Source organism: Catenulispora sp. EB89, from assembly GCF_041261445.1.
Classification (GTDB): Bacteria; Actinomycetota; Actinomycetes; order Streptomycetales; family Catenulisporaceae; genus Catenulispora.
The window spans coordinates 78,488-92,887 of sequence record NZ_JBGCCU010000028.1 but is presented as its reverse complement, the minus strand read 5'-3'; the positions used below and the strand labels follow the sequence as shown (position 1 = coordinate 92,887).

General features: G+C 70.8%; 14 protein-coding genes. 8 read left to right on the top strand and 6 right to left on the bottom strand.

Annotated features, from left to right (window positions below):
* The first annotated feature begins 379 nt into the window (after positions 1-379).
* The 3 genes from ABH920_RS40780 (at position 380) to ABH920_RS40770 (ending at position 2,639) form a co-directional block, all read left to right on the top strand.
* Complete coding sequence (locus ABH920_RS40780) at positions 380-1,465, top strand: serine protease (RefSeq protein WP_370354675.1); 1,086 nt, start codon at positions 380-382, stop codon at positions 1,463-1,465.
* Positions 1,466-1,581: 116 nt separating this feature from the next.
* A complete protein-coding gene (mscL, locus tag ABH920_RS40775) occupies positions 1,582-2,013 on the top strand; it encodes a large conductance mechanosensitive channel protein MscL (protein ID WP_370354674.1) in 432 nt (143 codons plus the stop codon).
* A gap of 125 nt (positions 2,014-2,138) precedes the next feature.
* Positions 2,139-2,639: a DUF1003 domain-containing protein gene (locus ABH920_RS40770; protein WP_370354673.1), complete on the top strand. Its 501-nt coding sequence runs from the start codon at positions 2,139-2,141 to the stop codon at positions 2,637-2,639.
* A 69-nt stretch (positions 2,640-2,708) separates the two neighbouring features.
* Here the strand turns inward: ABH920_RS40770 and ABH920_RS40765 are convergent, their stop codons facing one another.
* Together ABH920_RS40765 and ABH920_RS40760 are read right to left on the bottom strand one after the other, a co-directional pair.
* Positions 2,709-3,596 carry a D-alanyl-D-alanine carboxypeptidase family protein gene (locus ABH920_RS40765; protein ID WP_370354672.1) on the bottom strand — a complete coding sequence of 296 codons (888 nt, stop codon included), beginning with the start codon at positions 3,594-3,596 and terminating at the stop codon, positions 2,709-2,711.
* A gap of 57 nt (positions 3,597-3,653) precedes the next feature.
* Positions 3,654-4,433, bottom strand: coding sequence for a LuxR C-terminal-related transcriptional regulator (locus tag ABH920_RS40760; protein WP_370354671.1), 780 nt, complete (start codon positions 4,431-4,433; stop codon positions 3,654-3,656).
* A gap of 283 nt (positions 4,434-4,716) precedes the next feature.
* Between ABH920_RS40760 and moaA the strand changes: the two genes are divergently transcribed.
* A complete protein-coding gene (moaA, locus tag ABH920_RS40755; protein ID WP_370354670.1) occupies positions 4,717-5,706 on the top strand; it encodes a GTP 3',8-cyclase MoaA in 990 nt (329 codons plus the stop codon).
* A gap of 136 nt (positions 5,707-5,842) precedes the next feature.
* Positions 5,843-6,649 (top strand): isocitrate lyase/phosphoenolpyruvate mutase family protein, encoded by an 807-nt coding sequence (locus tag ABH920_RS40750; protein ID WP_370354669.1) that lies wholly within the window; start codon positions 5,843-5,845, stop codon positions 6,647-6,649.
* A gap of 61 nt (positions 6,650-6,710) precedes the next feature.
* On the opposite strand, the gene ABH920_RS40745 is transcribed toward ABH920_RS40750, so the two are convergent.
* The 4 genes from ABH920_RS40745 to ABH920_RS40730 all read right to left on the bottom strand — a co-directional run bounded on the left by ABH920_RS40745 (position 6,711) and on the right by ABH920_RS40730 (position 10,667).
* Complete coding sequence (locus ABH920_RS40745) at positions 6,711-6,935, bottom strand: hypothetical protein (protein ID WP_370354668.1); 225 nt, start codon at positions 6,933-6,935, stop codon at positions 6,711-6,713.
* Positions 6,936-7,148: 213 nt separating this feature from the next.
* A complete protein-coding gene (locus tag ABH920_RS40740; protein ID WP_370354667.1) occupies positions 7,149-7,565 on the bottom strand; it encodes a DUF3099 domain-containing protein in 417 nt (138 codons plus the stop codon).
* Positions 7,566-7,713: 148 nt separating this feature from the next.
* Positions 7,714-9,150, bottom strand: coding sequence for a metallopeptidase TldD-related protein (locus ABH920_RS40735; protein ID WP_370354733.1), 1,437 nt, complete (start codon positions 9,148-9,150; stop codon positions 7,714-7,716).
* Between the two features lie 5 nt (positions 9,151-9,155).
* The gene (locus ABH920_RS40730) at positions 9,156-10,667 is read right to left on the bottom strand and encodes a TldD/PmbA family protein (protein WP_370354666.1); all 1,512 of its coding nucleotides are present in this window, start codon (positions 10,665-10,667) and stop codon (positions 9,156-9,158) included.
* Between the two features lie 156 nt (positions 10,668-10,823).
* Here ABH920_RS40730 and fabG point away from each other — a divergent pair, with 156 nt between their 5' ends.
* From fabG to ABH920_RS40715, 3 genes are all read left to right on the top strand, one after another.
* A complete protein-coding gene (fabG, locus tag ABH920_RS40725; protein WP_370354665.1) occupies positions 10,824-11,528 on the top strand; it encodes a 3-oxoacyl-[acyl-carrier-protein] reductase in 705 nt (234 codons plus the stop codon).
* Positions 11,529-11,530: 2 nt separating this feature from the next.
* Positions 11,531-12,301, top strand: a complete 771-nt coding sequence (gene fabI / locus ABH920_RS40720; RefSeq protein WP_370354664.1) for an enoyl-ACP reductase FabI — start codon at positions 11,531-11,533, stop codon at positions 12,299-12,301.
* A gap of 346 nt (positions 12,302-12,647) precedes the next feature.
* Complete coding sequence (locus ABH920_RS40715) at positions 12,648-14,198, top strand: MFS transporter (RefSeq protein WP_370354663.1); 1,551 nt, start codon at positions 12,648-12,650, stop codon at positions 14,196-14,198.
* Positions 14,199-14,400: the final 202 nt, after the last annotated feature.

Here is a 14,400-nt window from a genome sequence, read left to right as displayed (position 1 = left end):
AAGACTTAAGTCGCTGGGCATACGTGATCTCGTGGAACACCGCCCCCATCACCAAGCGATCCGCCACCTTCACCCGGTCGGCGGATCGTTGCCCGTTCGGCGCAGTCCCGCCGGTCCTTCATCGCTCGCTCAGGTGCTGGAGGTTCATTGGTCGGACCAGCTCGGCACCGAGGCGGCGGCTTCGATTCCGTGGTGATCTGTACCTGTCGGACGAAGATCTGGATCTGCATGACGAAGATCGGTATCTGTGGGAGAAGATCGGTAGCGGTCGTTGGAAGATCTGCATCTGTATCTCCGGCTTACGCGCCAGGCGGCAAAGTGACACCGGAACGGCCGCTCGGCCGACGGACAGGTCGGAGGTGAGCGGAGGGTGACGCCGATGGAGGTTCCCGGCCGACTGTCGCGGGTCGCGCGCATGCGTCAGCGTGCGCAGGCCCGCAAGCGTGCTCGAGCCCGCAGAGCGGCGCTGGCCGCCGGGGCGGCCGGGATCGTGGTGATCGCCGGGATGCTCGGCACCGCCTTCAGCACGCCGGAGTCCGCCGGCGCGATGACCGCCGAGGGGGCCGCGGAGTCCTCGCCGTCCCCGGTGGCCGCGACCAGCAGCCCCTCGACCTCGGCGAGCACGCACGCCGCCGCGGCTCCCGCGGCCGCGGTCCCGCCGGCCGCGGCGACGGCCAGCGTCACCAGCACCGCCCAGCCCGGCAGCGTCACCCCCGAGCCGACCGTCAGCACCGCGACGAGCACCGCCGCGGCGGCCGCGGCCGCCGGGCCCGGCTCCACGGTCGACACCCCGGACCAGCCGTCGAGCTCGCCGAGCGGGAAGCCGTTCGGCGGCACCGCGGTGGCCGGGGTCCTGTACCGGCCGGATTCCGGTGTCTCCAGCCACTTCTGCAGCGCCTCGGTGGTGCACAGCTCCGCCGGGGACCTGGTGATCACGGCCGCGCACTGCGTCTACAGCGACGGTCCCAAATCGGACATCGCGTTCGCGCCCGGCTTCCACGACGGCCAGCTGCCCTACGGCTCGTGGACCGTCACCAAGGTCGTGGTCTCCCAGAACTGGCAGAGCTCCAACGACCCGGACGAGGACGTGGCCTTCCTGCAGGTGGCGCCGAACTCCAGCGGGGCCTCGCTGGAGTCGGTGACCGGGGCTGACCAGATCGCCTTCAGCCAGGGCTTCGGGATGCCGGTCACGGTGCCGGCCTACCCGCAGGGCTCGGACACCCCGATCACGTGCGTGTCGCCGGCGAAGAAGTTCAGCGCCACGCAGACCGAATGGGACTGCCGCGGCTACCCGGACGGGACCTCGGGCGCGCCGTTCCTGACGAACGTGGACGCCAGTGGGGAGAAGGGGACCGTCATCGGCGTGATAGGCGGCTACCAGCAGGGTGGCGACACCCCGGACATCTCCTATAGCGCCTACTTCGGTTCGGCCGTACAGGCGCTGTATCAGAGCGCGTCGTCATAATCCGTCCGTTTCGCCGGATTCAATCCTGTCGGGTGAGATAACATCCGACTCATCCGTACCCGCCCCTTGATCGCGTTCGGTACGCTTTAGCCTCCCCCCGAAGCGGTGGCCCCGTCGTGCGGCCGCCGACCCCCCCTCGTGGAAGGCTCCCGATCTTGTTCTCCGGCTTCAAGAAGTTCCTGATGCGTGGCAACGTCGTCGACCTGGCGGTCGCGGTGGTCATGGGCGGTGCGTTCAGCGCCATCGTCAACTCGGTGGTCAAGGACATCATCATGCCGTTGATCACGGCGATCTTCGGCAAACAGGATTACACGCGGCTGTCGTTCACGATCAACAAGTCGCACTTCGCCTACGGCGACCTGCTGACCAACGTCATCGTCTTCCTGAGCATCGCCTCCGCGGTGTACTTCGTCATCGTCATGCCGATCAACCGCATCAATGAGCGGCGCAAGGCCCGCCTGGGGATCCCGGAGCAGGCCACCGCGACCGAGAAGGAGCTGCTGGCGGAGATCCGCGACCTGCTCGCGGCGCAGCGGAACAGCAACTGACCGTCACCGGCGCCGCTGCCCGGACGCCGCGCTCACGGGACTCTCACGGACCCGGCGGACCGGGTTGGTAAAGAGTTCCAAGGTCAGCGACGAATCTGTGACCTGGCTCTGCGACACTCGCTCGCATGACCGCACAAGTCCAGCTGAAGTCCACCATGAAGTCCGCCGTGAAGCACATAGCGCCGGGGAGCTGGCGCCGGCACCCCGGTGTGCGCACCGGCGATCAGCTCACTCGCGGCGAGCGTGCCGCGGACAAGATGCGCAACGGCATGGGCTCGTGGATGTTCGTCTTCGTCTCGTTGGTGTTCCTGGCCGTCTGGATGACGGTCAACGTCGTCCTGGACAAGTCGACCGGGCACACCTTCGACGCGTACCCCTTCATCCTGCTCAACCTGGTGCTCTCCTGCGTTGCGGCGTTGCAGGGCGCGATCCTGCTGATCGCCGCCAAGCGCTCGGACCAGGTGTCCAGTGAGCTGGCGCAGCACGACTACGACGCGGACTGCCAGTCGCGGGAGATGCTGCAGGTGCTGACCGAGGAGTTCTCGGCGCTCCGGACGCAGCACGCTGAGCAGAGCGCGCAGCTGGCCGAGCTGATCGCCCGGCTGCCGCTGCCGCAGGCGGAGTAGCGGCTCGGCCGCTGGCCCCGCTGACCTCGCTGGCCGTGCTGAGCCCGCTGGCCCTGCTGAGCGGCGGCGCTACGGATGCGGCAGCAGCGCCGGGCACCCCTGCGTCTTGTACCGGGACTGGTACTCGAAGTGCCAGGTCTCGTCCTGGTACCGGCGGCACAGCCCGTACTTCCCGGCCGTCGACTCCAGCCAGGACGCGGCGGACGGCGGGGCGATGTCCATCGCGTAGCCCTGGACGTGCGCCGATTCGTTCGGCGGGAGCGCGTACTGGCGCGCGGCCTGCGGGGAGCCCAGCTGCTTGACCCAGCAGTCGAAGACGCGCTGCTGGTAGGCCGCGGAGCGGTAGCCGGAGTTGAGCACGAAGCTCAGACCGGCGGCCTGCGCGGCCTTCTGCGCGGCCAGGAACGCCTGCTGGGTGCCGTGGGTCATGCCGCTGAACTTCATCGCCTCGTCGGCGGGGGTGTCGTGGCTCGTGTTCTCGCAGTCGCCGTTCTCGCCGTCGGCCGACGGCGGGGGCGAGGTGGGGCTCTTGCTCGGCGAGGTCGGCGAGGTCGGCGAAGTCTTCGGGGTCGACGACGGCGTCGTGGGCCCCGAGGTGGGCGGCAGGGTGCTGGTCCCCGATATCGCGGAGCCGCTCGTGGTGCCGCCGGTGGTCGGAGTGTCCGGCGCGGAGGTCTCGCCGGGCGTGGGACCCGGCGTGGAGCTCGACGCGGCGGCGTTCAGCGCGGTGTCGTGCGAGGGCGAGTGCGAGCCGCCGACGAGGGCCGCCGCGGTGCCGGCCACGGCCAGCGCCGCGATCGCGACGCCGCCGACGATGAACCAGCGCTTCGGCCGGCGTCCGGCCGATTCCGCGTACGCGGGACCGCTCTCGTACTCGCCGGCCCGGGCCGCCGCCTCCGCCGCGGCGCGGCCGATGTCCTCACCCGGCTCCTGCGGCGTCTGATCGCGCTGTTCCATGTCTGGAAAGACGTGCGAAGAGGTCCTTTCGTTGCTGCCCGCGGTGTCTCGGTTGCGTCACGACCGCCAGCGGGTGGCGGCCTGGACGCGGCACCGGACGCCGAGCTTCACGTACGCGTGCTCCAGATGTTTGTCGACGGTGCGCGGGCTGATCCCCAACCGGGTGGCTATCTGCCGGTCGGTCAGCCCCCGGCACAGCAGGTCCAGCACGTCGGCCTCGCGCGGCGACACCTTCTCCCGCCGCGGGCCCGGCCCGCCGAACGGTGCCAGCGCGCGGCCGATGCGGGGCCGGACCGCTTCGGCGACGGCGACGTCGTGCTGCGTGAAGTCGGGGGAGGCGCGGTTGAAGAGCACGACGACCCGCCGCTGCTCGTCCGGCCGCACCGCCATCACCAGCTGGCGCCGGGCGCCCAGCGGCGCGTACAGCGCGGAGAACACCGGGAGCCGGTGGAACTCGTGGTCGGTGTGCAGATCCGAGCGGCGGGTCGCGGTGCCGGGGCCGTGCCAGGCCGCGGCCAGCAGCGGGTCGTCGGCGTGCGCGGCCAGCAGCGCGGCCTGCTCGGCGCCGACCGACCCGGCCGGCTCGGCCCGCCAGGTCGCCGGATGCCGCCGGTCGGAGGCCAGCCACAGTACGGTGTCGGCCGGGACCGCGCGCCGCAGCACCGGCAGCAGCCGGTCCACCAGCTCGACCTCGTCCACCGCGCCGAGCAGGACGTCCGCGACGGCCAGGATCCGGCACAACCCGACCTCGCCGGGGGTCGGGATGCGGGCCGGTGCGGCCGGCCGCGGCGTGGGGGCGAGCTGGGGTGGAGACGTGAGCTGAACCGGAGACGGCATGCGGATCACCTGCGATCGCGACGTGTGCGGCGGCTGCGGTATGGAGGGGGCCATGGTGGCTCTGCGTGGCGGGACTCTGCCTGAGGGTGGAACACCATGCAGCCTAGCGAGCCTCAGCAACCTCGGATATGCCCTTGCGCATCGAGTCTTCGCACTGTGCGCGGGAACAAAAGCGCGTAGGCGGCGATGTGCGCCAGTGCGAAGACGGGAACAAGGCGCGCGTCTGAGAAGCTGGAACGGTTAGAGGGGATCTTCGGCGACGCTTGGCGGAAAGAGGGGCACGATGCTGGTCGACACGTTCGGCAGAACGGCGACGGACTTGCGGGTGTCCCTGACCGACCGCTGCAACCTGCGGTGCACGTACTGCATGCCCGCCGAGGGGCTGCCCTGGCTGCCGAAGGCGGAGCTGCTCACCGACGCCGAGATCCTGCGCCTGATCGGCATCGCGGTCCACCTGCTCGGCGTGGACCAGGTGCGCTTCACCGGCGGCGAACCGCTGGTCCGGCCGGGCCTGGCCACCCTGGTCGCGCAGGTGGCGGAGCTGCGCCCGCGCCCCCGCATCTCGCTGACCACCAACGCCCTCGGCCTGGCCCGCCTGGCCCCGACGCTGAAGGAAGCCGGCCTGGACCGGGTGAACGTCTCGCTGGACACGCTGGACCCGGCGGTCTTCCGCGAGCTGACCCGCCGCGACCGCTTCGCCGACGTGGTCGCGGGCCTCGCGGCGGCGGCCGAGGCCGGGCTGACCCCGGTGAAGGTGAACAGCGTCCTGATGCGCGGCGTCAACGACGCCGAAGCCCCGGCGCTGCTCCGATGGTGTCTGGAGCGCGGCTACGAGCTGCGCTTCATCGAGCAGATGCCGCTGGACGCCCAGCACGGCTGGGACCGCGCGCAGATGGTGACCGCCGACGAGATCCTGGCGGCCCTGGAGACCGAGTTCAAGCTGACCCCCGAGGGCCCGGTCGCCCGCGGCGCGGCCCCGGCGGAGACCTGGCTGGTGGACGGCGGCCCGGGCCGCGTCGGCGTGATCGCCAGCGTGACCCGCCCCTTCTGCGGCGCCTGCGACCGCGTCCGCCTGACCGCCGACGGCCAGGTCCGCACCTGCCTGTTCGCCCGCGAGGAGTCGGACCTGCGCGGCGCGCTGCGCGACGGCGCGAGCGACGAGGAGCTGGCCGAGCGCTGGCGCGTGGCGATGCTCGGGAAGAAGCGGGCGGCCGGGATCGGGGAGGCGGGGTTCGTGCAGCCCGAGCGGCCGATGTCGGCCATCGGGGGCTGAGCGAGCGGTCGGCGAGCGGTCGGCGGGCGGTCGGCCTGACGGTCGGCTTTTGGCGCGGCTGACCCCCGCAACCGCCACGGATTCGTCTCCCGCCGAATCAGATGCGACCGTGGGCGCGGTCTGATTCGCTGTCCGCATGACATCTCAGCACGACAAGGCCACCCGGTTCCACGCCCTCCACGTCCCCGGCACGCCCCTCGCCCTCGCCAATGCCTGGGACGGGGCCAGCGCCCGGATCGTCGCCTCCACCGGCGCGCCCGCGGTGGCGACCACCAGCGCCGGGGTGGCGTGGGGGCTCGGCGCGGCCGACGGGGGCCACCTCGACCGGGAGCGCGCGGTGGCGTTGATCCGGCGGGTCGTGGACACCGTCGAGGTGCCGGTCACCGCGGACATCGAGGACGGCTTCGGGCCGGACGCGGAGGCCGTGGCCGAGACCGTCGCGCAGGTGATCGCGGCCGGTGTGGTCGGGGTCAACATCGAGGACGGGCCGCGCGATCCGGCCGAGCTCGCCGCGCGCATCGCCGCGGCGCGGACGGCTGCGGACAACGCGGGCATCCCGCTGTTCGTCAACGCCCGCATCGACGTGTTCCTGTTCGGGCTGGGCGCCGCCGAGGACCGCCTCGGCGAGACGCTGGCGCGGGCCGAGCGCTATCTGGCCGCCGGGGCCAGCGGGATCTTCGTGCCCGGGGTGGCCGCCCCGGAGACCATCGCCGAGCTGGTCAAGGGCATCGACGCGCCGCTGAACGTGATGGTCGGGCCGGGGGCGCCGACGGTCGCGGAGCTCGCCGCGCTCGGGGTGGCGCGGGTCAGCCTGGGCGCCGCCGTGGCCGAGGCGGCCTATGGACTGGTCCGCCGCGCCGCCGAGGAGCTGGCCAAAAGCGGTACCTACACGACGGTCGAGGGCGGGCTGCCGTACCCGGAACTCAATGGTCTGATGAGCTGATCGCTTTGTGCTGAGGAACTTGAGGCATCCGCTGTTTTCCGCCACGGACAGCGGGTGCTTTTCAGTCCCGCGGCGCGCCGGGCGTGAAGGGCTCCACCTCGATGAGGAAGCCCCGGACGTCCAGGAAGTCCGCCAGGTGCTGCCGGTGCTCCTCGCAGGCCAGCCACACTTTCCGCCGGTCCGGCGGGTGCAGCTTGGGGTTGTTCCACACCACGCTCCAGACCGCCGGCGTGCGGCAGCCCTTCGCCGAGCAGATGGCGGTCGTGGGGGTGTCTTCCGAGGTCACGAAGCCACTGTAGAACAGCTTCGTGGGGGCGGTGCCGAGAGACGAAGACGCGGCGTCGAACGGCCACGGGGGGAGCCGCTCGACGCCGCAAGTGGCGCCCCGACGGGGGTTCAGGGCGCAGGTAAGAAGTATGACATGCGTAGACCCGCTAAGGGAATGGGCCCCTTACTTTTCGCCAACCGGTGCGGGCACACCGCTCGACCAGCGGCGGGCTCAGTCGTCGTCGCCGACGATCCGTCCCACGATGGGCTCCTCCGGGGCCGAGCCATCGTTGTCTCGGGGGTCTCCGGGACGGCCCGACGCTCCGTTCCCGCCGCTTTGTCCGGGCAGTAACGCCTGCCGTTCGGCGTGGGTGAACGGGGAGTCCGCACCCGGCGCCGGCTCGCGTCCGCCGTTGGCGTACACGACTGCGACATAGGGCAGCACCAGCGCCAGCGCCGCGAGCCCGATCTTCCACGGCCAGGCGATCGGCAGGATCACGATCAGCAGGAACGCCGCGATCCTTATCCCCATCGCCATCAAGTACTTCGACTCCCGGGACCGGATGTCCTGGCTGAGCGGCTTGGGGGCGTCGGTGATCCCGTGTACGACGTCCTGCCGATGTCCGCTCTTGTCCCGCCCGATCCGCATACTCCCAGGCTACGCCCGCCGTCGAGGCCCATGACAGGACCCCGCCGACATCGTCGCGGCGGGGTCCTGATAGTGCGGCCGGGCTGTGTGATCCGGCTGTGTGATCCAGGTGTGCGATCCGGCTGTGTGATCGGCTGTGCGGCGCGGCCTACGAAGCCGGGCTCACCGACGACATGTTGAAGTCCGGGATCCGCAGCGCCGGCATCGCGGTCCGGTTGAAGTAGTCGCCCCACTCCCGGGAGAACGTCCGCTCGGTCCGCCCGGCCTCGGCGATCCGCGAGAGCAGCGACACCGGCGACTCGTTGAACCGGAAGTTGTTCACCTCGCCGACCACCTCGCCGCCCTCGACCTTGTAGACGCCGTCCCGGGTCAGCCCGGTCAACAGCAGGGTCTGCGGGTCCACCTCGCGGATGTACCACAGGCTGGTCAGCAGCAGGCCGTCGCGGGTTTCCCCGGTCATCCCGCCGAGCGTCGGACCGGCCCCGCCGGGCGCCGCGTCCAGGATCAGGTTGTCGATGAACGGCGTCGTCGGCAGCTGCGCCGCCGCCGCGGTCCGTCGCGTACTGACCAGCGAGGAGAGGTGGCCGTCCTTGATCCACTCGGTCGGGCCGAGGGCGAGGCCGTTGTCGAACACCGACTCCGAGGCGTCGGAGGAGTACGCCACGGCGTAAGGGGCGCATTCCAACCCCGGCGCCTTCGGGTCGCTGCGCAGCGTCGCCTTGATCGCCGAAGAGCCCGCCAGGTTCTCGCCGAGCCGGGACCCGCCGCCGCTCTTGCTGTACACCGAGCGGCCGTCCAGGGCGTCGCGCAGTGCGGCGGCCCAGTAGGCGTAGATCATCAGATCGGCGACCGAGCTCGGCGGCAGGATCGTCTCGTAGCGGCCGGCCGGCAGGTCGATCTTGCGCTTGGCCCACTCCAGACGCTGCGCCAGGCCCTGGCCGGCGGCCACGACGTCCACGTCGGAGAAGTCCGCGGTCGGCACGCCGGTCCAGGCCGAGCGCGAGCGGTCGCCGGACTTGGCGTTCAGCTGCACCGAGCCGGTCGGCTGCGCGTGCCGCAGCCGCAGGCCGGTCGAAGAACCCAGATACTGCGTGCCCATGCTGTGCTCGGCGTAGCCGAACAGCAGGTTGCCCTCCGCGCGCGCGGCCGCGAGGGTCTCGCCGAGCGCCGGGGCGAACGCGGAGAACACCGAGATGTCGGTCCGCGCCGGCGCCTCGTCCCAGTCCGCCGACACCCGGCCGGGGACCAGGCCGGCGGCGTCGTCGGCGGGCCCGGACTCCTCGGCCGCCTTCTCGCTGGCCCGGACCAGGTCCTCGAGGGTGGACAGGTCCACGCCCGAGCGGCCGACCACGCCGACCGCGGCCGAGGCCGCGCCGGTCCCGCCGTTCTTCGTCGAGATGACCGTGACCTGCTGGCCGGCCGAGACGCCGTTGGTGGTCAGGGTGTTGTTGGCCCAGCGCAGGTTGGCGTCGGTCGCGGTGTCCACGAGCACCACGGCGCCGTCCGCGCGGGAGAGCTCCAGGGCCTTCTCGACGAGCTGCTGCGGAGTGGCTTGTCCCCCCGACTGGGAGAACGCTGTGTTCATCGGGCTCACTGGCCGGCCTCCTGGACCGTGTTGAGGATGCGGATGCCGCGGAACAGCGCGGTCGGCGCGCCGTGGCTGACCGGCGCGATCTGCCCGGGCTGGCCCTTGCCGCACTGGAACGAGCCGCCGACGACGTAGGTCTGCGGGCCGCCGACCGCTTCCATGGCGCCCCAGAAGTCGGTGGTCGTGGCCTGATAGGCGAAGTCCTTCACCTGGCCCTTGAGCTCGCCGTCCTCGATCAGGAAGGCGCGCTGGCCGGTGAACTGGAAGTTGTAGCGCTGCATGTCGATCGACCACGACTTGTCGCCGACGATGTACAGCCCGCGCCGGACGCGCGAGATCAGCTCCTGGGCGGAGGGGCCGTCCGGCGCGGGCCGGAGCGAGACGTTGGCCATGCGCTGGATCGGGACGTGCGCGGCGGAGTCGGCGAAGGCGCAGCCGTTGGAGCGGCCGCCGTTCAGGCCCTTGAGCTGCGCGATGCGCCGGTCGAACTGGTAGCCGACCAGGATGCCGTCCTTGACGATGTCCCACTGCTGCGTGTGCACGCCCTCGTCGTCGTACCCGACGGTGCTCAGGCCGTGCTCGGACACCCGGTCGCCGGTGACGTTCATCACGGGGGAGCCGTATCTCAGGGTGCCGAGTTTGTCGAGCGTGGCGAACGAGGTGCCGGCGTAGGCGGCCTCGTAGCCGAGCGCGCGGTCCAGCTCGGTGGCGTGGCCGATGGACTCGTGGATGGTCAGCCACAGGTTCGAGGGGTCGATGACGAGGTCGTACTCGCCGGGCTCCACCGACGGCGCGGCGAGCTTGTCCCGCAGCAGGCCCGGGAGCGCGTCGAGCTCGGCGTCCCAGTCGTGGACCTCGGTGCCGGTGAAGAACTCCCAGCCGCGCCCGACCGGCGGGGCGACAGTGCGCATGGTCTCGAACGCGCCGGTCTCCTCGTCGACGGCGACCGCGGTCAGCGAGCCCTCGGTCCGGACCCGCTGCTGCGTGAGGCGGTTGCCGGCCAGGTTGGCGAAGTACTTGCACTCCTGGACGGCCTGGAACTCGGCGTCCACGTGCGCCACGCCGTCGGCTGCCAGCAGCCGCTCGGACCAGCGCTGGAAGTGGCCGATCTTCTCGGTGTCCGGGACGTCGAAGGGATTGATGTCGTAGCTGGAGACCCACACCTGCTCGCCGTGCGGCGGCTCCGGCGCCAGCACCACCGGCTCGGAGTTCACCGGCTTGGACACCCTGGCCACCTCGACGGCCTGCTCGGCCAGCGCCGCGGCGGTCTCGGCGGTCAGCGCCACGCCGGCGGCGAAGCCCCAGGTGCCGTCGTACACGACGCGTACACTCAGGCCGCTGTCGGAGGAGTCGCTGACGCCGTCGACCTTGCCGTCGCGCAGGTTGATGTTCTGGGATCGGACGGTCTCGACGCGGAAGTCGGCGTGCTCGGCGCCCAGGTCGCGGGCCCGGGACAGCGCCGCCTCGGCGAGATCGCCCAAGGGGAGCGAGGTGAAGGACTCGTCTACGGTCATACCGCCAACCTAACGGGAAGTCGGCGGCGAGGGCCGGTTGTGGGGGTCCTACAAAACCAACGCCCGACGATCTATGCCCACCGTGGTTGCGGCTACCGCCGGGTAGCCCGATAGCTTGGCAGCGACGTCTTGAAGAACAAGAACAGAGGTGCTGAATTGAGCCGGTCCGTACTGGTCACGGGGGGAAACCGGGGAATTGGCCTGGCCATCGCGAAGGCCTTCGCGGCGAGCGGGGACAAGGTCGCGATCACCTACCGCTCGGGCGAGGTCCCCGAGGGGCTGTTCGGCGTGAAGTGCGACGTGACCTCGGCCGAGGACGTGGAGCGCGCGTTCGGCGAGGTCGAGGCCCAGCAGGGCCCGGTCGAGGTGCTGGTGGCCAACGCCGGCATCACCCGCGACACCCTGCTGCTCCGGATGAGCGACGAGGACTTCGCCGCGGTCCTGGAGACCAACCTGGTCGGCTCCTTCCGCGTCGCCAAGCGCGCCAGCAAGGGCATGCTGCGCCTCAAGCGCGGCCGCATCGTCCTGATCTCCTCGGTGGTCGGGCTGTCCGGCTCGGCCGGGCAGGCCAACTACGCGGCCAGCAAGGCCGGCCTGGTCGGCTTCGCGCGCTCGGTGGCCCGGGAGATCGGCTCGCGCGGCATCACCTGCAACGTGGTCGCGCCGGGCTTCGTCGAGACCGACATGACCGCGGTGCTCTCCGACGACCGCAAGAAAGAGATCCTCAAGCAGGTGCCGCTGAACCGGTACGCCTCCGTCGACGAGGTCGCCGGCGTCGTGCGGTTCCTGGCCTCCGAGGACGCCGCGTACATCACTGGAGCCGTCATCCCGGTTGACGGCGGACTGGGAATGGGGCACTGAGCATGGGAATCCTCGAAGGCAAGCGCATCATCGTCACCGGTGTGCTCACCGACGCCTCGATCGCCTTCCACGCCGCGCGCATCGCGCAGGAGGAGGGCGCGCAGGTGGTGCTCACCGCGTTCCCGCGGCCCTCGCTGACCCAGCGGATCGCCAAGAAGCTGCCCAACGGCGACGCGCCGGTGATCGAGCTGGACGTGACCAACGAGGAGCAGCTCGCCTCGCTGGCCGACAACGTGAAGCAGTACATGGACGGCGTCGACGGGATCGTGCACAGCATCGCGTTCGGCCCGCAGGACGCCCTCGGCGGCAACTTCCTCAACACGCCGTGGGAGTCGGTGGCGACCGCGGTACACGTCTCGGCCTACTCGCTGAAGTCGGTCGCGATGGCGCTGCTGCCGCTGTTCCCGGAGACCGGCGGCTCGATCGTCGGGCTCGACTTCGACGCGCAGGTGGCCTGGCCCGGGTACGACTGGATGGGCGTGGCGAAGGCCGCGCTGGAGTCCACCTCCCGCTACCTGGCCCGCGAGCTCGGGCCGCGCGGCATCCGCAGCAACCTGATCTCGGCCGGCCCGCTGAAGACCATGGCCGCCAAGTCGATCCCGGGCTTCGAGAAGTTCGACGGCGTCTGGGACGAGCGCGCGCCGATCGGCTGGGACCTGACCGACATGGACCCGGCGGCGCGCGGCATCGTCGCGCTGCTGTCGGACTGGTTCCCGCGGACGACCGGCGAGGTCATCCACGTGGACGGCGGCGTGCACGCGATGGGTGCGTGAGGCGCTCGCGGCTCTGCCATCTCTACCAGTTCCACCAGCTCCACCAGCTCTACCAGCTCTGAGCCAGGCGGCCGGGCCCGGGTACCGAGAGGTATCCGGACCCGGCCGCTTCTCGATTCGTGCCGTTTCTCCGGGGGCGGTCCGCACGGCGCCATATTCAGGCGAAACCTGTCGGTGGTCTCGGATAAAAAGGTGTTGTACCCACCGCGGAGGGTGGGGACACCATCAATCTGAGGTCGTCGGACCCGGCGAGATTCGCGATATAGCTTGACAGCGGCAGTACGCGCTATATCGTGTGCTGCGAGCGAATCCAAGGCTGGGCCTGCGGTCGGCGCGGAGGGGAATCATGAGTGAGGCGGTGAGCGGTACCCAGGACGTGGTCGTCCCGGCTGCCGACGCGGGGCCCGGGGACGGGCCGTCCGTGAAGGAGAAGGACCCGGGCGCCTCGGCGCTCCCGAAGGGTGCCTGGGCGGTGATGTTCACCGTGCTCGGCGCCTCGATGATGGACCTGCTGGACGCCACGGTGATGAACGTCGCGGCGCCCTCGATCCGCAACGGGCTCGGCGCGTCGAACACCGAGTACCAGTGGATCAGCACCGGTTACGTGCTGTCCTTCTCGGTGCTGCTGATCGCCGGCGGACGCCTCGGCGACATCGCCGGCCGGCGCCGGATGTTCCTGATCGGCCTGACCGGCTTCACGATCATGTCCGCGGTCTGCGCCGTCGCGCAGAACCCGGGCGAGCTGATCGCGGCCCGGCTGCTGCAGGGCAGCGCCTCGGCGATGATGATCCCGCAGGGGATCGGCATGATCCGGGAGAAGTTCGGCCGGGAGAACAGCCAGAAGGCGTTCGCGATCTTCGGGCCCTTCATGGGCCTGTCCGCGGCCCTGGGCCCGGTGCTCGGCGGCGCGCTGATCACCTACGCGTCCTGGCGCTGGGTGTTCGTGATCAACCTGCCGGTCGGCGTGATCGCGCTCTACTTCGCCGCCAAGGTGCTGCCGAAGGTGCACCACAGCCAGGGGGAGCGGCCGAAGCTGGACTACATCGGCCTGGTGCTGTGCTCGATCGCGGTCGGCCTGCTGGTCTACCCGGTCATCCAGGGCCGCGAGCACCACTGGGACGCCGGGATCTGGCTGATGCTGGCCGGGTCGGCCGTGGTGATGGTGCTGTTCGCGGTCTACGCGCGGGCCCGGCACAAGAGGAACCTGGACCCGTTCCTGGAGACCAGCCTGTTCCGCAAGCGGGCCTTCACCACCGGGACCATGACCATCTTCCTGTTCTTCGGCGCGTGCGCGGCGGCGTTCACCGTCAGCCCGCTGCTGTTGCAGGTGTCCCTGGGCTGGTCGCCGCTGCGGGCCGGGCTCACCGGCGCGTGGTGGTCGCTGGGGACGATCATCTCGATGGGCGCCGGCCAGGCCTTCGTGAAGAAGACGCCGCGCCGGGTGCTGCACGCCGGGCTGCTGACGCTGGCCGTCGGCATGGCGCTGAGCGCGTTCATCATCAGGCACTACGCGGGCACGTCCTTCACGCTGAGCGCCGAGCACCAGCCGATCTGGCACAGCGGCGTGACCAGCTGGAACCTGGCGCCGGCGCTGCTGGTGTCGGGGATCGGCATGGGCCTGGTGTTCGCGCCGTTCTTCGGCCTGGTGCTGGCCGCGGTCGACGACCACGAGCTGGGCTCGGCGAACGGCGTGATCAGCTCGTTCAACCAGCTGGGGAACGCGGTCGCGGCGGCGCTGTTCAGCACACTGTTCTTCAACCGGGTCGAGAGCGGCGGCTCGCCGTTCCCGGCCGCCGAGCTGGTGTACTGGCTGGCCGCGGGGATCCTGGTGCTGACCTGGCTGTTGGCGTTCACGGTGCCGAAGACGGCGCGGAGCGAGGACGAGATCATGGTGTGACGCCGCGCCGCCGTCTCACAGGACTGCGGGGGATCGGGGGATCCGAGGGGGATCCGAAGAAGGTGGCCCGGCGCTTCGTGCGCCGGGCCACCTCGTTTCGTCCCCGCGGCGATATCTTGACCTCGCCCTTGGGGCAGGCCCGAGGCTTGATCCCGAGCCGCCCGGCGCACCGGACGGCCGTACCGATCCGACAAGGACACCG